The organism is Terrabacter sp. AAH1 (assembly GCF_054456855.1).
The window spans coordinates 777834-802948 of record NZ_JBTJJV010000001.1; the positions used below are offsets into that span (position 1 = coordinate 777834).

Below are 25115 nucleotides of genomic sequence, written 5' to 3' on the forward strand. Positions count from 1 at the left end.
CCGTCGACGGGCGACGTCGCCCGCAGCGCAGACCAGCGGCAGGGCGGGCAGGTCACTGCCAGGGACCCGGCCGGGTGGGGGCAGGACCTCAGACGTAGTAGCCCCAGAAGGCGCCGGTCTCGTCCTTCTGCAGCTGGATCCCGTCGGGCTCTTCGAGCCGGAAGCCGACGCTCATGAGGACCTCCTCGTAGAGGTCTGCGTCGCCCGACGCGACGGTGTGCACCGTCGGCCTGTCGGGCCCCGCGGTCGTGTGCCAGGCATGGCAGTAGAAGAACGGCCCTCCCTGGCTCTCGTCGCGCAGCTCTTGGGCGTCGCCGCGGCTACCGGACACGACCTGGATCAGGTCGGGCTGGATCAGGAGCCACGCCCCGGCATCGCCGGTCGGTACATGCCCGACCATGTCCGACGCGTCGCGCCACCCGGGCCCGGAGAAGAGGTTGACGACAACCAGGCGGCGCATCAACGGGGGAAGCTCATCCGTGCCATCGCTGTCGGACCCTCCGGTAGTGGTGTGTGCGGGCTGGATCGGCGGACGTCGCGCCACCTAGCCACGGCGGTGGCCCCGGATGCTGCGCTGGAGACGGAGGTCGTCACGCAGCCTCGTGGGGACCGGCAGGCTGAGGGCGGCAAGCTCCGCCGCGTATCGCTCCATCGCCACCAACAGCGACTCGTGCGCAGACGCCAAGGACCGTGGTGGCACGGCGACACCTCGCAGCTGCCTCACCTCATGGCGAGCACGGCGCAGGTCCTCGGCCAGAACCGTCAGCGAACGGCTACGGGGCGTTGGTGGGTCGTCGGACACTCCAGACCTCGACTCCCCCGCGGCCCGAGACTTTTCCGGTGTGCGAGACGTTCCCATGCTAGTCCGCCATGTCACCGAGCGGGTGCGTCTGCTCGGTTCGACCCTCACGCGCCGTCGTCGACGTCGAGCAACGTCGGCGTGTGACGTCGTCCCCTGTGGCGACCTACCTCAGGGTCCCGGTGACCCATGTTCGTGGCTTGACGGTCGGTGCACACTGAAGTGAGGTCGCCCGACGCCAACCCGGCCGTTGCGTTGTCGTTCCCGCGACGGACTGGAGTCGACGATGAGCTCGCCACCTGAGGGCCCTGACCGCGAACTGCCCGACTGGGCTCTGGCGCAGGCCATGCACGGACGCGAGGAGGCCGACGACCTCGGCCGGGATGAGCGGGCACGGCTGCTCGTGCAGGCCGTGGAGAACGAGCGCCACGACGACGAGGACGACGAGGACCAGGGCGGCGAGGGATAGTCGCACCGGCAGAGGGATTGCTGCTGCGCCCCATCGCGCGGCTTGATCTGCGCCACGTATCCGCAGGTCAGAGAGCTGGCGGGGGACTCGAACCCGGGTCTGCTGCACGAACTGGTGACAGGTTGGGTCAGGCTGCCTGAATGGCAGGTGTGGTCATGATGGTCTCGAACTCGATAGGGGTCGATCGGCCCAGAGCGTCCTGACGGCGTTGGCGGTGTTGTCACCGGCTGCCCCGACCTTGCCCATCGAACCGACGATGCCGTGGCCGTGTAGGGCGTGGACGAGCTCCTTGACCTGAACTGCGATCCGCGATCGGTGTGCGGGATGCAGCCGGCGACCTGCCCGCGGCGGGCAACCGCGCTGGCGAGGGCGTTGACGGCCAGCCGCGACTTCATCCGGTCGCTGATGGAGTAGCCGACGATCCGGTTGGAGTAGACGTCCTTGACCGCGCAGAGGTAAAGCTTGCCCTCGCCGGTGCGGTGCTCGGTGATGTCCGAGCCACAGCCGGTTGGGCGCGGCGGCGGTGAAGTCGCGTTTGACGAGGTCGTCATGGACCGGTGGCCCTGGCTTCTTGCCGTCCTTGCCGCGCTTCTTGCCGAACGCGCTCCACCAGCCGTTGGCCGAGCAGACCCGCCACATCGTCCGGTCGCAGGCCTGCTGGCCGGCGTCGCGGGCCTTGTCGGCCAGGTACCGGTCGCCGAACTCCGGGTCGTCCCGGTGGGCGTCGAACAGCGCGTTGGCCAGGTGGGCCTCGGCCCGCTCGGCCTTCGTGACCGGCGCAGCGAGCCAGCGGTAGTAGGGCTGGCGGGCGATCTTCAGGACCCGGCACGTCAACGCGACGGGGATCTCGTCGGCGGCGAGCTCACGGACGAGCGGGTACCTCATCTTCCCGCAGGTTCGCCTGGGACAGGTAGGCCGCGGCCCGTCGAAGCACCTCGTTCTCCTGCTCGAGCAGACGGATGCGTTTCCTGGCCTCGCACAGCTCAGCATTCTCGGTCGCGGTGGTTCCCAGCTTGACGCCGTCCTCGACGTCGGCGTCACGCATCCAGTTGCGAAGGCAGGACTCGGCGATGCCGAAGTCGGCTGCGATCTGTTTGAGCGACTGGCCCGGCTCGCGACTGTCGGCGACGTTCACGACGTCGTCACGGAACTCTCTCGGGTAGGGCTTGGGGAGGGTGCACATCCTTCCAGCGGCGCCTCGTGGCGCCACAGATCAGATGTCACCTATTCGTGCAGCAGTCCCATTACCGCAGACTTGGCACCAGCGCGCCGGACACCACGTCTTGGTAGAAGTGCACACTAGGTCCCTGTGCAACGTTGGCGAGTGTGTCCACGTGGGTGGCGAAAACCACCACCAGCCCCTTGTCCGGGACCGCTTCGATGAGCTGCCCGCCGAACCCAAGGGCTGCGTACGCGGGGTGGCCGCCGGCGGTGGTGACCCACCACTGGTACCCATAGCGGTCCGCACCTTGGGTTCCCGGTACGTCCACCTGCCCGGTGGTGGCCTCCTGCACCCAGCTCTGGGGCACGATCTGTTTGCCCTGCCACGTGCCCTGGTCGAGGTAGAGCTGCCCCAGCTTGGCCATGTCCCGGGCCCGCAGCTTCAGAAAGGAGGCCCCGTAGTTGATGCCTTGGTGGTCGACCGGCCAAGCGAACTGGGCCTTGTCGTAGGCCGCGGCCGAGGCCTTGACCAGGAGCGGCTGCGCGGCGCCGCTCATCTCGATGCCCAGTGGCCCGAACAGCTTCTCGGTCGCGTAGTTCAACACGGAGCGGTGGGTGGCTCTGGCCAGGATCGCCGCCAGTAGGTGCGAGCTGGCCGAGGAGTAGGCGAATACGCCGGGCTTCCCGATGACGCCCTGCCGCAGGATGCCCTCGACGAAGTGGTCGCTCTGGATCCACGCCCCGACCGAGCTGTCAGGTAGGTCGGCGTCCAGACCCGCCGTCATGGTCAGGAGCTGGCGCAGCTTGATGCGCGCCACCGCCGGACTCATCACGCTTCGTTCCTTGGGAAGCAACTCGCCCAAGGTCTGGTCGAGGCTTTTCAGGGAACCGTCGGCCAAGGCGATCCCCATCAGGGTCCCCACGACGCTCTTGGTGACCGAGTGCACGTTGTGGGTGTCGTCCGGCGTCGAGGCTCGGTACTCCTCATGGACCGGCGCACCGCAGACGTAGACCAGCACGGCCCGCAGTTCGCGGAGCTGATAGTCGCTCAGCAGGGCCAGCTGCTCCCTGAGGGCGGCGGAGATTCTCGCCTCCAATGCTTGGCGCTGCACGTCTCCTGCGGGACACGGCGCCAAGGAGGACGCAGGGTGCGGAGCGAGGGAGTCGCCCGTACAGCCAGTCACAAGCAGCAGCCCCACCACCAGTCCGGCAACCCCAGCGACACGGCGCCCCCGAGCGCGCGCGGCGGATCGCGCCCCAATGGAATCCGGCCAGGCGGCGGCAGTACTGGCTGCGGCTGCTCCTGCGTGCCGCGTTCGGTGAAAGACGAGCATGTCCTCGTCGGCGGGCCCCGCGCGGAACACAGGGCCCGCGACCCAGCACAGGAAGTTCCTGAGTCGCACTCTTCGAGTCTCCTCCACCTGCGCCGCTCGCGTGCCTGGTTTGGTCAGCCCGTTGTGGTGTCGATAAAGGCGTCCGTCGCGCGCCCTAGGGGCAGCTCGGTCCCAGCCGCTGCAGTCTGCGGCTGACCGTTTGGGTGTTGACACGAGGACAGTACGGCGGTGGATCGCAGCGGGCCGGCTCAAGGCCTACCGCACCGGGCCGAGGATGTAGCGCGTCGACATCGAAGAGGTCGACCGTCTCCTTCGGCCCGTTCCCGACTACGCGGACACTGGGAGCTAGCGAATCCCGCCCGTCAGGCCTCGGGCTCGCACTGGCCAGACGACTGAGCAGGGCCGCGGCCTCGTCGACCCTCGGGTGCCGGCGGTGCTGGAGTCGGTGGACCCGCTCCGTGGCCTCGCCACGGCCGAAAATGGTGGGCAAAGCGGTGGGTGACGCAAGTCGGAGTGCGACTCGCACCACGTTTCCGCAGGTCAGAGAGCTGGCGGGGGGACTCGAACCCCCAACCACCTGTTTACAAGACAGGTGCGCTGCCAATTGCGCCACGCCAGCACGCCCGCGACGCAGACGCCGCGGACGGGCGAAAGCGTAACCGAGGCGGACGGCATACGCCCAAAAAGAGGGGACGGCCCCGCGCAACCCAGGGGTTGGTCGCGCGAGGCCGTCCGGTTCAGTTCTACCAGCAACTCAGGGCAGTCGCAGGACCTGCCCCACGAAGATGAGGTTCGGGTTGGAGACGCGGGAGGCGTTGGCCTTCCAGAGCGCCTTCCAGCCGCCGGCGACGTGGTAGCGCGCGGCGATCTTGCCGAGGGTGTCCCCGCTGCGCACGGTGATGCGCGCACCCTTGCCGGTCGACACGGCGGGCTTGGCGTAGGACTTCTTCTTGACGACCTTCTTGACGACCGGCTTCTTCGCCGCGACCGGCTTGCGCACCGTGGAGCGCGAGACCGGTGCGGAGGTGGCGCCACCGTTGGCGCGGGTGAGACCGGCGCGCTTCGAGCACACGGGCCAGGCACCCGGGCCCTGCGACGCGAGCACGCGCCGCGCGACGGCGATCTGCTCGGCCTTGGTCGCGAGGTCGGCGCGCGGGGCGTAGGCGCGGCCACCGTAGCCGGCCCACGTGCTCTGCACGAACTGGAGGCCTCCGTAGAAGCCGTTGCCCGTGTTGATAGACCAGTTGCCGCCGGACTCGCACGCGGCGACGCGGTCCCAGACGGAGGCGGCCTTGGCCGACCCCGCGGTCGTGATGCCGCCGACGATGGTGGCGGCTCCGGCGATCCCGACTCCTGCGATGCGCTGCTTGACCGAGATCTTCTTGGCGGCAGCGTGCTTGGAAAGGTACTGCATGAGGTTGTTCCTTCCTGACGCGCGCCTGCGGGGTTAGCTGTCGGGTTAGGGCGTCAGGTGCCCCGTCGCTCGCGCGACCTCACCCCAAGGCCAGATCTCGTCCTCTTGTCATGCGCTCGAACACACATGCACTCACTGGCCACACTGGGTCCCCCGTCCTCGCCCGGCCCACGGGTGTGGGCTGCATCCCTGGCTGGCGAGGCTCGGCGCACGCAGGGAACGGTTCTCTTGATGGGTGTCCATGTGAAGTTGTGGAGCGTTCGTGTGGAGCCGGACGCCAGGAAAGCGGCACGAGGTCTTCGCATGGATCGCCCTTGTTCCCGTGAGGGTGGGAGCCGCCGAGCACAGACGGTACGTGACGCCTGCAGCGCCGCACAAGGCAACCCGAGATAGTTTCGTGATCTTTTCGCGATACGAGCGAGATCTGGAGGCCGAGGTCGCTACCGTCAGCGGCCGAGCGGGTTGCTCCCGAAGGGTGCCCAGGTGAGGCTCTCACCGGCCTGCAGCGCGACGAGCGCGACGACGACGCCGGCGACGGCGAGCACCAGGGTGACCGCCTGGTTGGCGATGCCGGCGGGCACGATCCGGCGCGCCATCGAGCGCGACCCGCGACGCAGCGACGCCCCTCCGGGCCCCCACCAGAGCACGAGCAGACCGACGGCGCCGCCGACGGCCAGCGTGAGCGGCGCGCCCGGCCCGAGCTCGGTGCCCTGCGTGCCGGCGAGCAGCAACGCGACCGCGTAGATGCTGGCCAGTGCGACCGCGACGGGGAGCAGGAGACCGACGGCCGTCGCCACGGTGCCGACGACGAGGTGCCAGGGGCTCGAGACGACCGCGAAGGGCACGTCGCTGCGCCTGCGGCCGTAGTCGTAGCGGCGCAGCACGAGTGCCGTCACCGAGCGGTCGGTGGCGCGGGCGAGCGCCGAGAGCACGACGAGCGCGACGAGCGCTGCGCCCGGCCAGGCCATGAGTGCCCCCGTCCAGGCGACCGCGACGGCCGCGAGCAGCCCGCTACGCATCGGCAGCCCGATGCGAGGGTCTCCCTCGCGCTCGACGACCTCGTCGTCGCCGTCCCACTCGTCCTCGGGCCAGTAGTCGGAGGCGCCGTGTCGCTCGTCGTAGACCTCCGCGCCGCCCCAGTCGCCGTCGGGCTCGTCGTCCCACCTGCCTGCGTATGCCGCCTGCCCGGGTGCCGCCGCCGGCACCCCGCTCGGGGGTGGTGCCCACCGCGCAGGGTCGGCTGCGGGCTGGACGGCCGTCGCGCCGACCGGTGGCATGACGGCGGTGCTGTGCCCTTCGACGACCTGGGTGTCCCCCGGCCCCGACGGTGGGGCACCGGCTCGGCCGGTGTCCCAGACCCCACCGCTCGGCGTCGGCACGGTCGCGGCGCGTCCGGCGGCGTACAGCTCGAGGGCTGCGAGCACCTCGTCGGCGTGGGGTCGGCGCGACGGGTCGGGCGAGAGGGACGCGCGCAGCAGCGGGACCAGGCGCGGGTCGACGCCCTCGAGATCGACGTCACCCGCGCGGACGCGTGCGAGCACGGCGTCCATGCGGGCGCGGCCGAACGGCGGGCGCCCCGACGCGGCATACGTGATCGTGGCGGCCCAGCCCCACCAGTCGGTGGCGTCGGTGATCGCGGCCCCCTCGACGAGCTCGGGCGACAGGTAGCCGGGCGTGCCCATGACCAGGCCGCCCACCGTGTGGCGCACGTCGTCCTGCAGGTGGGCGATGCCGAAGTCGATGAGCACCGGCTCGCCGTCCTCGATGAGGACGTTGCCCGGCTTGATGTCGCGGTGCACGACACCGCACGCGTGGATGGACCGGACCGCCTCGGCGATGCCGCGCGCGACGCGCACCAGCTGCGCCGGTTCCATGGGCCCGTGGTCCTCCACGACCTCGTCGAGGGCGGGACCGGGCACGTAGCGGGTGACGATGTAGGGACGCGGGGCCATGACGTCGGCGTCGATGACGGTGGCGACGCGGGCGTCGCGGATGCGCGAGAGCGTCTCGACCTCGCGGGCGAGCCGCTGGCGGGCGTCGGCGTCGTGCGCGACGTGGGCCCGCAGGACCTTGATGGCGACCGCGCGACCGCGCGGGTCGAGGGCGAGGTGGACCACACCCATGCCGCCCTCGCCGATCTCCTCGATGAGGCGGTAGCGCCCGATGCGCGGGGCGGTTCCCGGGCCGCCGGGTGCGCCCACGGGCACACCGCCGGTGCGTGCGCCGGCGCGCGGGCTGGGAACCCGCTCGGTCCGGTCGTACGCAGTCATGCCCCTACGGTATGCGACCAACCCGTGCACGCCGGAACCCCGCGACAGCGTGCCGCGGTTGTCCTGGTTCGTCCGGCCTGTCGTGGCAGGCCTGCCGCCCGCTGAGGCGGCCTGCGTCAGCGTGGCATCTCGTCGGCGCGTCGGCTGGTCGGCGCCCCTGTGTCAGCTCGTGATGTAGTCGCGCAGCTGGTCGCGCTCGGACTGCAGCTCGGACAGGCGGTGCTTGACGATGTCGCCGATGCTGACGATCGCCGCGAGGCGGCCGTCGGCGTCGACGATGGGCACGTGGCGCACCCGCATCTCGGTCATCGTGCCGGCGAGGTCGGCGATGTTGTCGCTCGCCTGGCCCGTGGTCACGTCGCTCGTCATGATCTGCGAGACGGGTGCGTCGAGGATGCTCGGGCCGGTGCCGTGCAGGTGACGCACGATGTCGCGCTCGCTCACGATGCCGTCGACAGCCCCACCATCGGTGCTCACGACCACGGCGCCGATACCGTGCTCGTCGAGCAGGGCGAGCAGGGTCGCCACGGTCTCGTCGGGCTTGATGGTGATGACCTCGCTGCCCTTGTTGCGCAGCACGTCGGAAATCTTCACGGCGACTCCTTCACCTCGGCGCGTTGCCCTCGGCGGTCGTGCGACGACCGCCAGAGATGCCCTGACTTGACCCTAGAGCGGGACCGCATCGGGCGCCACCGTTCCGTCGTTAGAGTGAGACCGAATCGCCGTGCCCTCGTCGTCCGGACTGCCCCGGGAGGGTACGCACCGGGTTGAGTCCCCCTCGAACCGCAGGAGCTGATTGGGTGCCGTCCGAAAGTCCGACCTTCGATCTCGTCATCGCGGCGAACCGGCTCCCTGTCGACAAGGTCGTCACTGACGCCGGGGAGGTCGAATGGCGCCGCAGCCCCGGCGGCCTCGTGACCGCGATGGAGTCCGTCATGCGCAGCCAGCCCGGCGCCTGGGTCGGTTGGGCCGGCGACGCGGGCGAGGCTCCCGAGCCGTTCGACGAGGACGGCATCCACCTGCACCCCGTCGCGCTGTCGGCCGAGGAGGTGCGCGACTACTACGAGGGCTTCTCCAACGACACCCTGTGGCCGATCTACCACGACGTGATCGTGCCGGCGACGTTCCACCGCGAGTGGTGGGCCGCCTACCGCGCCGTCAACGAGCGGTTCGCGCATGCCATCGCCGAGGTGGCAGCCGAGGGCGCCCGCGTCTGGGTGCAGGACTACCAGCTGCAGCTCGTGCCGGCGCTCGTGCGCAAGCTGCGCCCCGACGTGCGCATCGGCTGGTTCAACCACATCCCGTTCCCGCCCGTCGAGCTCTTCGCGCAGCTGCCCTGGCGCACCCAGCTGCTCGAGGGGCTGCTCGGCGCCGACTTCCTCGGTTTCCAGCGCCAGGCGGACGCCCGCAACTTCGTGCGCGCCTGCCGCCAGCTCCTCGGCGCACCGACCAAGCGTGACCTCGTCACCGTGGAGGGCCAGCACCGTCGCGTCCGCGCCGCAGCGATCCCGATCTCCGTCGACTTCCGGGGGCTCGAGGAGCTCGCCAAGCGGCCCGACGTCATGGCCCGGGCCCGAGAGATCCGCGAGAGCCTCGGCAACCCCGACGTGCTGATGCTCGGGGTCGACCGCCTCGACTACACCAAGGGGATCCGGCACCGGCTCAAGGCCTACGAGGAGCTGCTCTCGGAGCGCCGTCTGGGGCCCCCCGACGTCACCCTCGTGCAGGTCGCGACCCCGAGCCGTGAGCGCGTCGAGGCCTACCGGCAGCTGCGCAACGAGATCGAGCAGACGGTCGGGCGCATCAACGGCGAGCTCGGCCAGATCGGCGCCCCGGCGGTGCACTACCTGCACCACTCCTACCCCCGCGAGGAGATGGCAGCCCTCTTCCAGGCGGCCGACGTCATGCTCGTCACGCCCCTGCGCGACGGCATGAACCTCGTGGCCAAGGAGTACGTCACCTGCCGACACGACCTCGGCGGGGCCCTCGTGCTCTCGGAGTTCACCGGTGCCTGGCACGAGCTGCACCAGGCCTTCGCCTGCAACCCCCACGACATCGAGGGCCTCAAGCAGACGATCCTCCGCGCGATCAACACGCCCGCCAAGGACAAGCAGCGCATCATGAAGGCGCTGCGCCGGAGGGTGGCCGACCACGACGTGCAGCGCTGGGCCGCCCGCTACCTCGCCGCGCTCGACGCGGCTCCCGACCAGCCCACCCCCGAACCACGCGGCCGCTCCACCGCGCACACCGAGACGCCGCCTCTCATGCCCTCCCCGAACGAGCAGACCCGCGCTGCAGGGCAGTCCGGTTCGTCGCAGACCGGGTGGCGCTCATGAGCGCCGAGGTGCCGAGCAGCGAGGTGCTCGAGCGCGCGGCCGGCGCGTCGACGCTGCTCGTGGCCACCGACTTCGACGGCGTGCTCGCGCCCTTCGAGGCGGAGCCGATGGACGCCGCCCCGCTGCCGGGCACCATGGACACCCTGCGCGCCCTCGCAGCCCTCCCCCACGTCCACGTCGCCGTCGTGTCCGGCCGTGACCTCGAGACCCTGCGCACCCTGACGGGACTCGAGCCCGACGAGGAGATCGTGCTCATCGGCAGCCACGGCGCGGAGTCGTCCAGCGAGGCGGTGCGTGATGCGATGGAGGCCGCCGCCGTCACGCCCGACGACGAGGTGACGCTCGCCGAGCTCCGTTCCGACATCGAGGCGCTCGTCAAGGAGTCGCACCCCGAGGCCGGCATCGAGTACAAGTCGGCGGCCGTCGTCGTCCACGTCCGCGGTCTGCCGCGCGAGGTCGGCGACGCGGCCATCGCCGACGCGCGCCGGGTCGCGCTCGACCACTCGGGCGTCAAGGTGCTCAAGGGCAAGTCGGTGCTCGAGCTGTCGGTCTCGCACGCCGACAAGGGATCTGCCGTGACCGCCCTCGGACGTCATGTCGGCGCCACGGCCCGGGTCTATCTCGGCGACGACGTCACCGACGAGGACGCCTTCATGCGCATGACCCGTCCCGCGGACGTGACCGTCAAGGTCGGCACCGGCTCGACCGCGGCTCGCTACCGCGTCGCCGACGAGGCCGCCGCCGCCGAGCTGCTCACCGAGCTCTGCCGCCTGGCCTCAGCCACCCACGTCGCCGGCTGACGGTCGCCGCACGGACCGCGCAGGGCCTTCGTGGGCCTGGGCGTATGCCGGCCGGCCGGGTCAGGTGCGTGCGCTCAGTGGCGCCGGACGGCGCCGGTCGAACCGCGCACGACCAGCTCGGGGCGGAAGACGTACTCCGCTCTCGGGGAGGGCTGCCCGGCGATCTCGTCGAGCAGGGCACGCACCGTGGCGGCGCTCATCGCGTTGACGCTCTGGCGCACCGTCGTCAGCGGCGGGTCGGTGAAGGCGATCAGGGTGGAGTCGTCGTAGCCGACGACCGAGAAGTCGCGCGGCACGTTGAGCCCACGCTTGCGCGCCTCGCGGATCGCTCCGAGCGCCATGAGGTCCGAGCCGCAGACCACAGCCGTCGCGCCCCGGTCGAGCAGCCGACCGGCAGCGGAGGCACCGCCCTCGACGCTGAAGAGCGAACGCTCGATGAGGTCGTCGACGTCCGAGCGCCCGGTGAGCTCCTGCATCGAGTGCCGGAACCCGGTGATCTTGCGGATGACCGGCACGTAGCGGTCGGGCCCGACGGCCAGGCCGATCTCACGGTGGCCGAGGCTGACGAGGTGCTCCAGCGCGAGACCCATCGAGGCGACGTCGTCGTTGCTGATGAACGGCGCGTCCACCCCCTCGATGAAGCCGTTGACGAGCACGAGCGGCAGGTTGCGGTCGCGCAGCGCGATGTAGCGGTCGGGGTCGGTCGTCGTGTCGGCGTGCAGGCCGGAGATGAAGATGATGCCGGCGACGCCGCGCTCGAGCAGCATCTGCACGTAGTCGTCCTCGTGCACGCCGCCCGCGACCTGGGTGCACAGCACCGGCGTGTAGCCGTTCTGCGCGAGCGAGTTCTCGATGATCTGCGCGAACGCCGGGAAGATCGGGTTCGTCAGCTCGGGGACGATGAGCCCCACGAGCCCGGCACTCTTGCGCCGCAAGCGACTCGGCCGGTCGTAGCCCAGCACGTCGAGCGCCGTCAGCACCGCCTGCCGGGTCGACTCGGCGACCCCCGGCTTGCCGTTGAGCACGCGCGACACGGTGGCCTCTGACACGCTCGCCTGGTCGGCGATGTCCCGCAGTCGTGCCTTCACGTCACCTTCCCCTTCGGCGCGCATGACGCGGCCCGTCGTCCGCGGGTCTCCACGTCCAGATGCTGACGCCCGGACCCGTGGCGCTCAGTGTGACAGCACGCTTCCCGATCTTCGGCCGGGGTCCGTATTCCGATGTGCCCGACCCGATTCCGGCGAGGTGTCGCGCGTCCAGGACGACGGGTTCGTGAGCGGCGCGGGCGACGTGGACGAGCGCGACCTCGTCGAGGGTCTCGCGCAGGTAGACCATGGCGTCACCGTCGGCGTGCACCCAGCGCAGACCACCGCGACGGAGCGCGACCGAGCGCTGGCGAGCCGCGATGAGCCCACGGTAGACCTCGAGCGTCTTTGCGTCCCAGTCCTTCTCGTCCCACGGCATGGGCCGCCGACCGTCCTCGCCGAAGGTGCCCTCCATGCCGATCTCGTCACCGTAGGTCAGCATCGGCATCGACGGGAAGGTGAAGAGCAGGCCGGCTGCGGCCTCGACGGAGTCCGGGCCCACGAGGGTGCGGATGCGGGGCACGTCGTGCGAGCCGACGAGGTTGAAGGAGTGCACCAGCGACTGCCAGGCGATGCGCGAGGTGAAGTCGCGCATCGTCTCGACGACCGAACCGGCGTCGAGCAGGGGCAACGGAACGGGTGCCCCGAGGAAGCGGGGGTCCTTCGGCTCCTGCCGCAGCCACGTCCAGGCCGGCTTGCAGAACCCGGCATAGTTCATGACACCGTGCCAGCCGTCGCCGGGCATGTCGACGGTGTAGTCGTGGAAGTGCTCGCCGACGAGGAGCGCGTCGGGGGCCACGCGACCCATGACGTCGCGCATCTGCCGGGCGACGTCGTGGTTGACGTCGGTGTCGCGCCAGCGGCCGGTCATGTTGGCGACGTCGACGCGCCACCCGTCGAGGCCACCGGAGCGACCGAGCCACTTGCGCACGACGCCCTGCGGGTCCTCGAAGATGCGGCGTCGCAGCGCGGCGTTGAGGTGGTTGAGCTTCGGCAGGGAGGGCACGCCGAGCCAGGCGACGTAGTCTCCGTCCTCCCAGATGTAGTAGTCACGCTCGGGCTTGCTCTTTCCGCCCGGCCCGGCCGCTGCGAGGAACCACTCGTGGGCGTTGCCCGTGTGGTTCGTCGTGAAGTCGCCCATGACCTTCATGCCGCGCTCGTGCGCCGCCTTGGTGAGCCGGCGCAGGGCCGGTGCGCCGCCGAGCAGCGGGTCGATCTGCTCGAACGACGAGGCGTCGTACCGGTGGTTGGAGCGCGCCGGGAAGAACGGCGTCATGTAGACGACGTCGACGCCGAGCGACTCGAGATGGTCGAGGTGCTCGGTGATGCCGTCGAGGTCACCGCCGTAGAGCTGGTGCGCGACTCCCTTCGAGCTGATGTCGACCGGGTCGGACCACTCGGCCGGGATCGCCCAGTCGGGCGTCTCGTGCCGGTCGGCACCCTTCGAGCGCGCGAAGCGGTCGGGGAAGATCTGGTAGACGACCGACCCCAGCGCCCACTCCGGCGGCGGCGAGTCGTGCGCGACGAGCCGAAAGTCTCCGGCGTCGGGCACGTCGCGCCGGTGCACGCCGGCCCCGTTGAGCCACGCGTACTTCGTCGGGCCCCCGGTGAGCAGGAAGCGGTAGTTGGTGACGGGGTTGTGGCACGTCAGGCTCGCGCGCCACCAGTCGTCGCTCGCCGTGGTGCGCACCCTCTTGGCAACGGTGAACGTCGCCTCGCCGTCGGGTGCCGTGCGCACGTGGACGGCATCGACCTCGGCCTCGAGGGGCACGCGTACCAGGACGTCGACGCGGTCACCCAGTCGCGGGGCGAGGTTCGAGACGTACCGCCCCGACCCGTCGTGGTGCGGCTGGCTCAGCCACGTGGCGCGGCGGGTCGGGGCAGGGCTCACTTGACGGATCCGGTGGTGAGACCGCCGACGAGCTGCTTCTGGAAGGCCAGGTAGAGCAGCATGACGGGGATCGAGCCGAGCAGGGCGCCGGCCGCGAACGGACCGAACAGCTCGTTGGCGTTGTTGCCGAGCGTCATGCCGTAGAGGCCGACACCGAGCGTCTGGGTGTCGACGTCGGTGAGGAAGACGCTGGCGAGCATGAACTCGCCGTAGAGGCCCACGAAGACGAGCATGAAGACCGTGACGAGGATCGGCATGACCAGGCGCAGCGTCATCGTGAAGAAGATGCGCACGTGGCTGGCGCCGTCGACGATGGCCGCCTCGTCGAGCTCGCGGGGCACCGTGTCGAAGTAGCCCTTGAGCAGCCAGACGTTGGCGCCGAGCGCGCCGCCGAGGTAGGCGAGGATGAGGCCCGTCAGGGTGTTGAGGCCGAACGACGGCAGGGCGTCACCGATGCCGGCGAAGATGATGTACATCGCGACGATGGCGAGCAGCGCCGGGAAGAACGTCGTCAGCAGCAAGAACATCATGCCGCCGCGACGGCCCTTGAACCTCAGGCGCGAGAAGGCGAACGCCGCGCAGGCGCCGATGAAGACCGCGCCGATCGCCCCGACGAACGAGATGATCATCGAGTTCTTGTACCAGGACCAGAACGGCCGTGAGGTGTCGCTGAAGAGGGTGTTGAAGTTCGCCGTCGAGAAGCCCGACGGCCACAGGCTCGCGGTGTTGAGCGTGCCGCTGGGGTTCGTCGCCGCGGACCAGATGAAGAGGATCGGGAAGAGCGCCCACGCGAGGGCCACCAGCCCCAGGGCGTGACGCCACCACACCCGGCCGCCGAGGCCCGAACGCTTGGGCGACGCGGGGGTGCTGCTACCGGTCTCGGACCCGACGCGAGTGTCGAGCCGTGGGTCGGTGGGGACGGGAGCGTTGACGGTGGACATCAGTTGACCTCCTCGAGAGCCTTGGTGCGGCGGAAGCCCGGGATGCTCATGAGAGCCACGAGCAGGAAGATCACGACCGAGACCGCGGCGGCGAAGCCGTAGTTGGGGGCACTGCCCGAGAAGGCCAGGCGGTACGCGTACGTGATGAGCAGGTCGCTCGACCCGATCGAGGTGTCGGCGCCGTTGAACGGACCACCCTTGGTCAGCAGGTAGATGAGACCGAAGTTGTTGAAGTTGAAGGCGAACGACGCGAGCAGCAGCGGTCCGACGGCCACCAGCAGCAGCGGCATGATGATCGACCTGAGGGTGCGGAAGGCGTTGGCCCCGTCGATGGTCGCCGCCTCACGGACGTCCTGCGGGATGGACTGCAGCGCACCGGTGCACACGATGAACATGTAGGGGAAGCCCAGCCAGAGGTTCGTGATGAGGATCGCGGCCTTGGCTCCGAAGTCGGTGCCGAGCCAGTCGATGGAGAGCCCGAGGGTCTGGTTGATGATGCCGTAGTCCTGGTTGAACATGCCCTTCCACACCAGCGCCGTGACGAAGCCGGGCAGCGCGTACGGGAGGATCAGCAGCGAACGGTAGATGCCCTTGCCGCGCAGCCTCGGGTCGTTGAAGAGCAGCGCGATGAGCATGCCGAGCAGGAAGGTCGAGAGCACCGAGACGATGGCGAAGACGACGTTCCAGATGAAGATCTTGATGAAGCCGGCGCGGATCGTGTCGTCGGTGAGGATGCGCGTGTAGTTGGAGAGGCCGATGTTCTCCTTCCAGCCCTGGGGGAAGGACTGGCTGGGGTCGGCGACGTTGACCCAGCGGGCGTCGCGCGGCTCGTACACGGTCGGCGGCTGCGTGGAGCTGTCGGTGAGGCGGTCGGCCTTGGCGTCGTAGCTCACGCTCGACTTGCCCTCGAAGGCCTCCGAGAGCCCGACCGGCTTCACGCCGCCGCCGTCACTCGTGGGGACGGCGAGCTTCTGGAGCTCCTTGCGCGCGTTGACCTGCCTCGCGTTGAGGATCGTGTAGCCCGGCGCCTTGGTGATCTTGCCGACCGGCGTCTTCTCGACGCCTGCGGGGTCGAGGGGCTTGAGGCCCGTGCTGTCCCCGACGAACGACGAACCGTCGGGCTTGGTCAGCAGCAGGACGAGGTCGCCGGTCTCGGCGCTGTCGCCCTCCTTGGTCGCGACCGACATCTTGTAGCGCGGCGTGTTGGGGACCTCGCGCACCGACTGGGCGATGATGTCGGTGACCGACTGCTCCTTGGTGTTGAGGTGGCCGTCGCCGTAGTTCGTCAGCGAGAGGTTCGCGGTGTAGAGCACCGGGAAGAGCTGGAAGAGGGCCATGAAGATGAGGCCCGGCACGAGGTACTTCAGGGGGACGGCGCGTCGGGTCGCGTAGACGGCGAGGATCCCCATCCCCACCAGGCCGGCGACGACGACGGCCGTCACGTTGCCGGCGGCGGCGAGCTTGGTGGCGATCCACAGGATGCCGGCCAGCGTCGCGATGATGAGGACCCACTTGATCGCGAGCGCGATGGGCTTGGTCATGGTGACACGTCCTTTTGCGCCGAGCCGGCGCCGTTGCCGTAGGTGCACGGAGGGGGGTGGACCCTGCTCGAGCTCAGGACCTCGAGAGACTCCGGGGGCGGTCGGGACCGATCCGGGACCGATCCGGGCCGACCGGGACCCCGGGGCCCGCCGCATGAGCGGGCCCCGGAATCCCATTCAGATCAAGGGAGCTCAGCCCTTGGCGATGTTGGCCGCGATCTCCTTGGCCGCTGCGTCGAGACGCTCCTTGGCACCGGCCTTGCCGGAGATGATGTCGGCGGTCGCCTGGCCGAAGGGGCCCCAGACCGAGTTCATCGCCGGGATGTTCGGCATCGGCTTGCCGTCGACGCCGGCCTCGTACCAGGCCTTGACGTCGGGGTCGGTGGCCGAGACCTCGTCATAGGCCTCCTTGAGGGCCGGCGGACGCTTGCCGACCTCGAAGAGCGCGAGCTGGACGTCCTTGCGCGGGATGTAGTTCGTGACGAACTCCTGCGCGAGGGTGGCGTTCTTGGCCTTGCTCGAGACGTAGAACATCTGGACGCCGAGGAACGGCTTCATGGCGCCGCCGCCGGAGAGGCTGGGCAGCGGGGCGATGCCGTAGTTGATGCCGGCGGCCTTGGCCTTGGCGACGCTCCACGGGCCGCTGATCATGAACGGGGCGGCCTTCGAGTCGAAGAGTGCGTCCTGGTTCGTGTCGTCGACGTTGGTGGAGAGCACCTTCTCCTTGCCGAGCGCGGCGAGGGCCTCGCCGCCCTTGACGGAGCCGGCGCTGTTGACGAGCAGCTTGTTCGGGTCGTAGTCGCCGTTGGGCTTCGTGGCGAAGATGCCGCCGTCGGGGAACGCCGCGAGGTACGGGTAGGCGAAGTAGGCATTGCCGACCTTGGAGACGAACTGCGACATGACCTGCTTGGCCTTGCCCTCCTTGACCAGCTTCTGGCCGACGGAGACGAGCTCGTCCATGGTCTTCGGCGGGTTGGGGACGAGGTCCTTGTTGTACATGAGGCCGATGTTCTCGACGGCGTAGGGCACGCCGTAGCTCTGGCCGTTGAACTTCGTCGCCGCGATGGCGGTCGGGAGGAACTTGCCGGCGACGTCGGCCGAGAGGTTGACCGGGGCGACGGTCGAGTTCTGGACGAGCTCGCCGAGCCAGTCGTGCGCGCCGACGATGACGTCGGGGCCCTTGCCGACCTTCGTGGCGTCCTTGAACTGGGTGCGGGTGTCGGTGGAGATCTGGACCTTGACGGTGATGCCGTTCTCGGCGGCGAACTGGTCGGCGTACTTCTGCACGGCCTTCGAGCGGTCGGCGTCGGTCCAGATGACGAGGTCGACGTTCGCGTCGCGGACAGGAGCGGCGGTGCCGCTCGGCGTCTCCGGGGTGCCGGTCGTGGTGGCGGCGGCCTTGCTCGTGCCGGCGCCGCCGGTGTTGGACGGGGTGGTGGGGCTGGACCCACCGCAGGCGCTGAGGGCCAGGGCGGCAACACCCGTGACGGCAGCAGCGCCGAGCGCACGCTTGTGCATGGATTCTCCTTTGAAGCCAGGTGGCACACGCCGCCACCGGTTTGTGCCACGGACCTTAGCAAGAACTTGCAGGACGTCGGAACCTCCTTGCAGCAAGTTTTTGCAACGTTCTGGACACAGCCGTTGGACAGGCGAAGAAGGTCGTCGCGGGGCAGCCGCACCGGGGACCTCGACTGCCAGACGGACCGGGGGTGGCCAAGCCGCCACGCTTGGGACATGATGACGATGCCTGCTCACTCGGGCAGGCGCACCTTTACAACGGATCGTCCGGCACGTTCCTGCCGGTGAAGGAAGGCAATGAAGCCATGGCAACTGTGACGTTCGACAACGCGACGAGGCAGTACCCCGGGAACCCCGTTCCCTCCGTCGACAAGCTCAACATCGACATCGCGGACGGGGAGTTCCTCGTCCTGGTCGGTCCCTCCGGGTGTGGCAAGTCCACCTCCCTGCGCATGCTCGCCGGCCTCGAGGAGGTCAACGGCGGACGCATCCTCATCGGCGACCGCGACGTGACGAACCTGTCCCCCAAGGACCGCGACGTGGCGATGGTGTTCCAGAACTACGCGCTCTACCCGCACATGTCCGTCGCCGACAACATGGGCTTCGCGCTCAAGATCGCCGGCGTCGACAAGTCCGAGATCCGCAAGCGCGTCGAGGAGGCAGCCAAGATCCTCGATCTCACCCCCTACCTCGACCGCAAGCCGAAGGCGCTCTCCGGTGGCCAGCGCCAGCGCGTCGCCATGGGCCGCGCGATCGTCCGCTCGCCCCAGGTGTTCCTCATGGACGAGCCACTGTCCAACCTCGACGCCAAGCTCCGCGTCCAGACGCGCACGCAGATCGCCTCGCTCCAGCGCCGCCTCGGCGTCACGACGGTCTACGTCACGCACGACCAGGTCGAGGCCATGACGATGGGTGACCGCGTCGCGGTGCTCAAGGACGGCATCCTCCAGCAGTGCGACAGCCCGCGCCGCATGTACGACCACCCGGCCAACGTCTTCGTCGCCGGCTTCATCGGCTCGCCGGCCATGAACCTCATGAACGTGCCCGTCACCGACGGCGGCGTCGACCTGCACGGCCACACCGTGCCGATCTCCCGGGAGGACCTCGGCGGGGTGGGCAAGGACGTGACGCTCGGCGTGCGTCCCGAGGACCTCGAGCTGTCCTCCGACCAGTCGGGCATCCCCGTCACGGTCGACGTCGTCGAGGAGCTCGGCGCCGACGCCTACATCTACGGCTCGACCGAGCAGAAGCTGCTCGAGGCCACCGGTGAGAACGCCGGCGCCGTGCCGTTCATCGCGCGCGTCGACGGTCGGCGCCCCCCGGAGAAGGGCGAGAAGATCTACCTCAAGCCCAAGACCGGTCACGTCCACGTCTTCAACTCGGAGTCGGGTCTGCGCGTCGGCGACTGACCCGAGGCGCCTCTGGCGCATGCAGATCGCGTATGCCGCCGGGCCGGCACCCCTCGTGGGTGCCGGCCCGGCGTCGTTGTCTCGCAACGCTGGACAGGGCTCCGCCACAGCGCCCGCCGAGGCTCTAGGCTCCGCGTGTGACGACATCGCGGATCGGACGCGCCTGGCACACCCTGACGCTGCTCGTGGCAGTCATCGCCCTCGTCCTCCAGCTCTACCTCGTCGTCACCGGCGAGAACATCCTCGACTCGAGCGCGGTGACGACCGCCCTCCCCGAGCAGGTGCGCCGCTACTTCAGCTACTTCACCATCCAGTCCAACATCCTCGTCGCCGTGTCGATGTTCCTCATCGTCCGGGACCGCCTGGACACCCAGGTCGCCCGCGTCGTGCGGCTCGCCTCGCTCATCGGCATCACCGTCACGGGCATCGTCGCGGCCGTCGCCCTGCCGCCGTCGCCGACCTACACGACGGCCAACCTCGTCTGCGACCGTCTGCTCCACATCGTCGTGCCGTCGCTGACCTTCGTCGGATGGGTCGCGTTCGGACCGCGCGGGCACGTCACGCGCGCCGACGTCCTGCCCTCGCTCATCTGGCCGGTGCTGTGGCTCGCGGCGACGCTCTCGCTCGGCCCCCTGGTCGACTGGTACCCGTACCCGTTCCTCAACGTAGGCGCGATCGGCCTCGGCCGCACCCTCGTCAACTGCGCCCTCGTCGCCGTTCTCTTCCTCGCCCTCGGGACCCTTGCGCTGTGGGCAGATCGACGGCTGTCGCGCGACCGTGCCACGATGACCGTGTGACCCTCGAGATCACCACCGCGCGACCCGAGTCCGCCCTGCTCGACCTGCCCTGGTCGACCCCGCTCGAGGAGTGGCCCGAGAGCTACCTGGCGGCCCTCCCCCGCGGCATCTCCCGCCACGTCGTGCGCTTCGTGAAGCTCGGGCCACGGGTGCTGGCCGTCAAGGAGATCAAGGACGACATCGCGGACCGCGAGTACGCCATGCTGCGCAACCTGCGCCGGCTCGACGTGCCCAGCGTGGAGCCGTTCGGCGTCGTGCACGGCCGCACGACCGCCGACGGCGAGCCGCTCGACGCGTGTCTCATCACGCGCCACCTGCAGTTCTCCCTGCCCTACCGCGCGCTCTACAGCCAGAACCTCCGACCCGACACGGCGGTGCGCCTCATGGACGCCCTCGCCCTGCTGCTCGTGCGCCTGCACCTCGAAGGGTTCTGGTGGGGCGACGTGTCGCTCTCGAACACGCTGTTCCGGCGCGACGCCGGATCGTTCGCGGCCTACCTCGTCGACGCCGAGACGGGCGAGCTGCACGCGAGGCTCTCCGACGGCCAGCGCGAGCACGACCTCGACATCGCCCAGGTCAACATCGCCGGCGAGCTCATGGACCTCGACGCGGGCGGCTTCCTCGAGGAGGCTGCCGACCCGTTCGAGGTGGCCGCCTCGATCATCGAGCGCTACCACACCCTCTGGGACGCCCTCACCGGCACCGAACGCTTCGAGGTGGGCGACCGCTGGCGTGTCGACGAGCGCATCCGCCGCCTCAACGAGCTCGGCTTCGACGTCGACGAGCTCTCGATCACCACCGACATCGGCGGCACCGAGATCGTCATCACGCCCAAGGTCGTCGACGCAGGCCACCACTCGCGCCGCCTGCTGCGCCTCACGGGCCTCGACGTCGGCGAGAACCAGGCACGCCGACTCCTCAACGACCTCGACGCGTACGCCGCCGCGACCGACCGCCAGGGAGAGGACGAGGAGATCGTCGCCCACGACTGGCTGTCGCGCTGTTACGAGCCGGTGGTGCGGGCGGTCCCCCGTGACCTCAAGACCCGCCTCGAGCCGGCCGAGATCTTCCACGAGGTGCTCGAGCACCGCTGGTACATGAGCGAGAGGGCCGGTCACGACACCCCGATCGAGGACGCCCTGCAGGACTACCTCGCGACGGTGCTGCCCGCCAAGCCGGAGGAGAAGGCGGTGCTCGGCGTCGACACCGAGGAGATGCCGGTCATCAGCAGGTTCGACTGACCCGCCCGCTCACTCGTCGGCGGGTCCGGACAGGATCTGGCCGAAGAGCACGGCTACCCAGAGCGCGAACGTCAGCACGTGCACGACCGTGCACCACAGGCAGATGGCGTGGATGCGGAACAGCTCGGCCCACACGAGGTAGAGCGCCATGCCGAGGCCGACCGTCAGCCAGGCGAGGCGTGCCGGGTCGAGCCATCCGTCCGTGCGACGCCACGTGGCGGGCAGGCAGAGCCACAGCGTGACGGCGAAGAAGACGAGCCCCAGCAGCGCGACCGGCACACCCATGAAGGTGCTCCACGGCGAGCTCGTCACCTTGGCGCAGTCGACGACGCCGCCGATGCTGCAGGCGAGGGTCGAGTTCGCGGTGAAGTGCTCGAAGGTGAGGTACGCCGAGACGAGCAGGCCGAGGACGCTGAGCGTCACGGTCACGGGCGCGAGCCACACCGGCCGCACGCGTACGGCCGTGGTGGACACCTGCCCCGTCACGTCACCGCGAAGGGAGCCCATGGAGCTCACCGCTTGAGCAGCACGGACGCGGTGACCACGCCGCTGCTCTTGCAGACGTTCGCCGGCTGGTTGTCGGTCTGTGCGCAGATCTGGGCCGTCAGCATGTTGATGGCCGGCAGGACCGTCTTGCCGACGTCGGACTTCGGGTCGGAGATGCCGGCGATGATCTGGTCGTAGGTCTTGCCGTCGAAGACGTTCGCGTCGACGGTCGCGCCGTTCGTCGCGTGGGTGCCGCCGTAGCTGACCCACGGGATGCCGCCCTCGGGGTTGAACTTCTGGAAGAGCGCGAGGTTCTCGCCCTCCAGCGTCTGCAGCGGCTTGTTGTTGCGGTCCTGGGTCTCGACCGCGTCGAAGGACACGTAGTCGCTGGTGTACTTCGCGTCCTTGAAGGAGAACGTGGGGGTGTCGGGGTGCACGTCGCTGCTCGAGCTCGTCGTGTCGGTGAGCCCGGTGAAGCTGCCGAAGCGCGAGAGCGCACCGATCATGGCCCAGCGCTCCATCGCGCAGAACGGGCAGAACTCGGCGCCGACGTAGAGCACCTTGGTCTTGGCGCCGTCCTTGAGCGGCGTGCCGCCGTTGAGCTTGGCGGGTGCCTGCGACGGGGAGGGCGCCGGGGCGGAGTCGAGGAGCGTGGCCGGCAGGGTCTCGAGCTTCTGCAGGGCGGCCGCCCCACCCGAGGCCGCAGGCGCCGGCGCGGGACGGTTCGCGATCGTGATGCCGACGACGACGGCGATGACGACGACCACCACCGCGACGACCGCCGCGATGACCTGCGTGCGCTGGCGGTCCTTGCGGGCGGCCTCGGCGCGCAGCTGCGCTGCCCGGGCCGCCGTCTCTGCGCGGTTGCTCTTCGCCACGGGTTCCGTCCTCCGTCTGTCTGCTGCCGTCCCGGCACTTGTACTACGCGCTGTAGTTGACACCGCCAACTCTAGCGAGGTCCCCCTGACCAGCGTCGGGCGGTTCGGCGGAGTTCCCGGGAGTCACCGGTCACACCCGGACCACCGCGCGGCCCAGCACGTATGCCGTCCGGTCGCCGGACGGCATACGTCAGCCGCGACGCTGGCGGGCGATCTCGTAGAGGGTGACGCCCGTGGCGATGCCGGCGTTCAGCGACTCGACCGCCGAGCTCATCGGGATCGAGACGATCTGGTCGCAGGTCTCGCTGACGAGGCGCGAGAGACCCTTGCCCTCGGAGCCGGTGACGATGACGAGCGGCTCGGAGGCCAGGGTCAGGTCGGGCAGCTCGACGTCCCCGTCCATGTCGAGGCCGAGGATGAAGAAGCCGGCCTTCTTGAACTCCTCGAGGGCACGGTTGAGGTTGCTCGCCTTGGCGACCGGCACGCGCGCGGCAGCACCGGCCGACGTCTTCCACGCCGAAGCGGTCATGCCGACCGAGCGGCGCTCGGGCACGACGACGCCGTGGCCGCCGAAGGCCGCGACGGAGCGGATGATCGCGCCGAGGTTGCGCGGGTCGGTGATGCCGTCGAGCGCCACGACGAGCGGAATGCCGGGCATCTCGGGGTCGATGAGGTCGCTCGGGTGCGCGTAGTCGTAGGGCGGCACCTGCAGGGCGAGGCCCTGGTGCACGGCGCCGTCGGTGAGCCGGTCGAGCTCGCCGCGCGGGGTCTCGAGGATCGGCAGGCCCCGCTCGGTCGCGATCTTGAGAGCCTCGCGCACGCGGTCGTCGGAGTCGATGCGGCCCGCGACGTACATCGTCGACACGGGGATGTCGGCGCGCAGGGCCTCGACCACCGAGTTGCGCCCGGCGACGATCTCGCTCGAGCCCTTGGTGCGTCGCTGCGGTCGGGCCGGTCCGCGGGAGGACCCGCCGCCCGGGCCACCCTGACGCTTGGCCACGGCCTTCGCGCGCTTGTGCGCCGGGTGGTACTCGCGGTCGGCGGCCTTCGGCGTGGGCCCCTTGCCCTCGAGGCCGCGACGACGCTGGCCGCCGGAACCGACGGTCGCGCCCTTGCCGCCCTTCCGGATGGCGCCGCGCCGCTGGGAGTTGCCTGGCATGTCAGCCCTGTGCCTTCTCGGCCCCGAGGGCCGCGTTCGTGGAGTCGGTGGCGTCGGCCGCGGCCCTCGTCGGGCGCGCGAGCGACCACTGGGCCCCCGACTGGGTGTCGGTGATCTCGATGCCGACCGCGGTCAGCTGGTCGCGGATCTCGTCGGCGCGCTCGAAGTCGCGCTCCTGCCGGGCGACCTGGCGGGCATCGAGCTGGGCGCGGACGAGCGCCTCGAGCGCGAGCTCGACGGCAGCCTCCTCGCGCGCGTCGCCCGAGCCCCAGTGGGCCGCGAGCGGGTTGACGCCGAGCACGTCGGTCATCGCCACGACGGCGGCCGCGGCCTCGAGTGCCGCCTCGTCGTCGTCCTCGTCGAGCGCCGTGTTGCCGGCCCGCACCGTGTCGTGCACGACGGCGAGCGCCCCACTGACGCCGAGGTCGTCGTCCATCGAGGCGACGAAGGCCTCGGGCAGCGCCGCCACGTCGAGCGGCACGATGGCGCCCCGCCGCGACGCCCGCTCGAGGAAGCCCTCGATGCGGTCGACCGCGGCCGACGCCTCGTCGAGCGAGCCGGGGTGGTACTCGATCATCGAGCGGTAGTGCGCGGCCGTGAGGTAGTAGCGCAGCACGATCGGGCGCGTGTCCTCGAGCAGGTGGCGCACCTCGAGCGCGTTGCCGAGCGACTTGCCCATCTTCTGGCCCTTGACCGTCACCCAGGCGTTGTGGAGCCAGTAGCGGGCGAAGCCGAGGCCGGCCGCGCGCGACTGCGCCAGCTCGTTCTCGTGGTGCGGGAACCGCAGGTCGATGCCACCACCGTGGATGTCGAACTCGTCGCCGAGCCAGCGCCGGGCCATCGCCGAGCACTCGAGGTGCCAGCCCGGGCGGCCCGTGCCGAACGGCGTCGGCCACGAGGCGCTCTCGGGCTCGTCGGCCTTGCGGCCCTTCCAGAGCGCGAAGTCGCGCGGGTCGCGCTTGCCGCGCGGGTCGGCGTCGTCGGCGCTCGCCATGTCGTCGATGGACTGGCCCGTGAGCGAGCCGTACTCGGGCCACGAGCGCACGTCGAAGTAGACGTCGCCGCTGCCGTCGGGGGCGGCATACGCGTGCCCCTTCTCGATGAGCGTCTCCATCAGCGTGACCATGTCGGGCACGTGCCCGGTGGCGCGCGGCTCGTAGGTGGCCGGCTCGACGCCGAGGGCGTCGAGCGCCTGCGCGGTGAGGCGCTCGTTGCGGTAGGTCAGGGCGAACCAGTCCTCGCCCGCCTCGGCCGCCTTGCGCAGCACCTTGTCGTCGATGTCGGTGACGTTGCGCACGAGCGTCACGTCGTAGCCGTGACCCGTCTCGAGCCAGCGGCGCAGCACGTCGAACGCGACGGCGAACCGGATGTGCCCGATGTGCGGCGCACCCTGCGTCGTGAGACCACAGATGTACATGCCGACCTTGCCCGCCTCGCGCGGCGTGAACTCGCGCAGCTCCCGGGTTGCGGTGTCGAACAGTCGTAGGGTCACCCGCCGAAGTCTATCGGCGCACGACGTCGCACCCGACCACGCGCACCCGAGCACGTATGCCGTCCGGCCGGCAGACGCTCTCGGCCTCCTCGCG

General features: G+C 70.0%; 21 protein-coding genes, 1 tRNA gene, 1 pseudogene and 1 riboswitch. Of the genes and pseudogenes, 7 read left to right on the plus strand and 16 right to left on the minus strand.

Annotation, left to right across the window (positions count from 1 at the left end):
- Positions 1-88: 88 nt before the first annotated feature.
- Positions 89-460 carry a hypothetical protein gene (locus tag ACXR8F_RS03630; RefSeq protein WP_045190894.1) on the minus strand — a complete coding sequence of 124 codons (372 nt, stop codon included), beginning with the start codon at positions 458-460 and terminating at the stop codon, positions 89-91.
- A gap of 625 nt (positions 461-1085) precedes the next feature.
- Between ACXR8F_RS03630 and ACXR8F_RS03635 the strand changes: the two genes are divergently transcribed.
- The gene (locus ACXR8F_RS03635; protein WP_045190895.1) at positions 1086-1268 is read left to right on the plus strand and encodes a hypothetical protein; all 183 of its coding nucleotides are present in this window, start codon (positions 1086-1088) and stop codon (positions 1266-1268) included.
- Between the two features lie 127 nt (positions 1269-1395).
- Here ACXR8F_RS03635 and ACXR8F_RS03640 read toward each other — a convergent pair.
- Together ACXR8F_RS03640 and ACXR8F_RS03645 are read right to left on the minus strand one after the other, a co-directional pair.
- Positions 1396-2451, minus strand: a pseudogene (locus ACXR8F_RS03640) (IS3 family transposase).
- 61 nt (positions 2452-2512) lie between these two features.
- Positions 2513-3541: a serine hydrolase domain-containing protein gene (locus ACXR8F_RS03645; RefSeq protein ID WP_458798763.1), complete on the minus strand. Its 1029-nt coding sequence runs from the start codon at positions 3539-3541 to the stop codon at positions 2513-2515.
- Between the two features lie 421 nt (positions 3542-3962).
- On the opposite strand from ACXR8F_RS03645, the gene ACXR8F_RS03650 reads away from it, so the two are divergent.
- Positions 3963-4043: a hypothetical protein gene (locus ACXR8F_RS03650; RefSeq protein WP_458798836.1), complete on the plus strand. Its 81-nt coding sequence runs from the start codon at positions 3963-3965 to the stop codon at positions 4041-4043.
- A 266-nt stretch (positions 4044-4309) separates the two neighbouring features.
- On the opposite strand, the gene ACXR8F_RS03655 is transcribed toward ACXR8F_RS03650, so the two are convergent.
- From ACXR8F_RS03655 to ACXR8F_RS03670, 4 genes are all read right to left on the minus strand, one after another.
- Positions 4310-4382 (minus strand) — tRNA-Thr (locus ACXR8F_RS03655).
- Positions 4383-4517: 135 nt separating this feature from the next.
- Positions 4518-5177, minus strand: a complete 660-nt coding sequence (locus tag ACXR8F_RS03660; RefSeq protein WP_458798764.1) for a transglycosylase family protein — start codon at positions 5175-5177, stop codon at positions 4518-4520.
- Positions 5178-5182: 5 nt separating this feature from the next.
- Positions 5183-5356, minus strand: a riboswitch (cyclic di-AMP (ydaO/yuaA leader).
- Positions 5357-5623: 267 nt separating this feature from the next.
- Positions 5624-7447, minus strand: a complete 1824-nt coding sequence (locus ACXR8F_RS03665; RefSeq protein ID WP_458798765.1) for a serine/threonine-protein kinase — start codon at positions 7445-7447, stop codon at positions 5624-5626.
- A gap of 162 nt (positions 7448-7609) precedes the next feature.
- Entirely contained in the window at positions 7610-8041 is a 432-nt protein-coding gene (locus ACXR8F_RS03670) for a CBS domain-containing protein (protein ID WP_045190907.1), read from the minus strand.
- A gap of 206 nt (positions 8042-8247) precedes the next feature.
- Here ACXR8F_RS03670 and ACXR8F_RS03675 point away from each other — a divergent pair, with 206 nt between their 5' ends.
- Positions 8248-9783, plus strand: coding sequence for an alpha,alpha-trehalose-phosphate synthase (UDP-forming) (locus ACXR8F_RS03675; protein ID WP_458798766.1), 1536 nt, complete (start codon positions 8248-8250; stop codon positions 9781-9783).
- Complete coding sequence (otsB, locus tag ACXR8F_RS03680) at positions 9780-10583, plus strand: trehalose-phosphatase (RefSeq protein WP_458798767.1); 804 nt, start codon at positions 9780-9782, stop codon at positions 10581-10583. Before ACXR8F_RS03675 ends, otsB begins: the two co-directional genes overlap by 4 nt.
- 74 nt (positions 10584-10657) lie before the next feature.
- Here otsB and ACXR8F_RS03685 read toward each other — a convergent pair whose 3' ends face one another.
- From ACXR8F_RS03685 to ACXR8F_RS03705, 5 genes are all read right to left on the minus strand, one after another.
- On the minus strand, positions 10658-11671 hold the full coding sequence (locus tag ACXR8F_RS03685) for a LacI family DNA-binding transcriptional regulator (RefSeq protein WP_458798768.1): 1014 nt from the start codon (positions 11669-11671) through the stop codon (positions 10658-10660).
- Between the two features lies 1 nt (position 11672).
- The gene (locus ACXR8F_RS03690; protein ID WP_458798769.1) at positions 11673-13559 is read right to left on the minus strand and encodes a glycoside hydrolase family 13 protein; all 1887 of its coding nucleotides are present in this window, start codon (positions 13557-13559) and stop codon (positions 11673-11675) included.
- Entirely contained in the window at positions 13556-14500 is a 945-nt protein-coding gene (locus ACXR8F_RS03695; protein ID WP_458798770.1) for a sugar ABC transporter permease, read from the minus strand. Before ACXR8F_RS03695 ends, ACXR8F_RS03690 begins: the two co-directional genes overlap by 4 nt.
- On the minus strand, positions 14500-16041 hold the full coding sequence (locus tag ACXR8F_RS03700) for an ABC transporter permease subunit (RefSeq protein WP_458798771.1): 1542 nt from the start codon (positions 16039-16041) through the stop codon (positions 14500-14502). The genes ACXR8F_RS03695 and ACXR8F_RS03700 overlap by 1 nt, the downstream gene beginning before the upstream one ends.
- A gap of 192 nt (positions 16042-16233) precedes the next feature.
- Complete coding sequence (locus ACXR8F_RS03705; RefSeq protein WP_458798772.1) at positions 16234-17559, minus strand: sugar ABC transporter substrate-binding protein; 1326 nt, start codon at positions 17557-17559, stop codon at positions 16234-16236.
- A gap of 305 nt (positions 17560-17864) precedes the next feature.
- Here ACXR8F_RS03705 and ACXR8F_RS03710 point away from each other — a divergent pair, with 305 nt between their 5' ends.
- From ACXR8F_RS03710 to ACXR8F_RS03720, 3 genes are all read left to right on the plus strand, one after another.
- Positions 17865-18968: an ABC transporter ATP-binding protein gene (locus ACXR8F_RS03710; RefSeq protein ID WP_045190913.1), complete on the plus strand. Its 1104-nt coding sequence runs from the start codon at positions 17865-17867 to the stop codon at positions 18966-18968.
- Positions 18969-19105: 137 nt separating this feature from the next.
- Positions 19106-19765: a Pr6Pr family membrane protein gene (locus ACXR8F_RS03715; RefSeq protein ID WP_458798773.1), complete on the plus strand. Its 660-nt coding sequence runs from the start codon at positions 19106-19108 to the stop codon at positions 19763-19765.
- On the plus strand, positions 19762-21006 hold the full coding sequence (locus ACXR8F_RS03720; RefSeq protein ID WP_458798774.1) for a DUF4032 domain-containing protein: 1245 nt from the start codon (positions 19762-19764) through the stop codon (positions 21004-21006). The genes ACXR8F_RS03715 and ACXR8F_RS03720 overlap by 4 nt, the downstream gene beginning before the upstream one ends.
- Positions 21007-21015: 9 nt before the next feature.
- On the opposite strand, the gene ACXR8F_RS03725 is transcribed toward ACXR8F_RS03720, so the two are convergent.
- The 4 genes from ACXR8F_RS03725 to cysS all read right to left on the minus strand — a co-directional run bounded on the left by ACXR8F_RS03725 (position 21016) and on the right by cysS (position 25021).
- Positions 21016-21513 (minus strand): vitamin K epoxide reductase family protein, encoded by a 498-nt coding sequence (locus ACXR8F_RS03725; protein ID WP_458798775.1) that lies wholly within the window; start codon positions 21511-21513, stop codon positions 21016-21018.
- A 5-nt stretch (positions 21514-21518) separates the two neighbouring features.
- Complete coding sequence (locus ACXR8F_RS03730) at positions 21519-22370, minus strand: DUF929 family protein (protein WP_045190916.1); 852 nt, start codon at positions 22368-22370, stop codon at positions 21519-21521.
- A 190-nt stretch (positions 22371-22560) separates the two neighbouring features.
- Positions 22561-23529 carry a 23S rRNA (guanosine(2251)-2'-O)-methyltransferase RlmB gene (gene rlmB / locus ACXR8F_RS03735; RefSeq protein WP_045190917.1) on the minus strand — a complete coding sequence of 323 codons (969 nt, stop codon included), beginning with the start codon at positions 23527-23529 and terminating at the stop codon, positions 22561-22563.
- Position 23530: 1 nt separating this feature from the next.
- Positions 23531-25021, minus strand: a complete 1491-nt coding sequence (gene cysS, locus ACXR8F_RS03740; RefSeq protein ID WP_045190918.1) for a cysteine--tRNA ligase — start codon at positions 25019-25021, stop codon at positions 23531-23533.
- Positions 25022-25115: the final 94 nt, after the last annotated feature.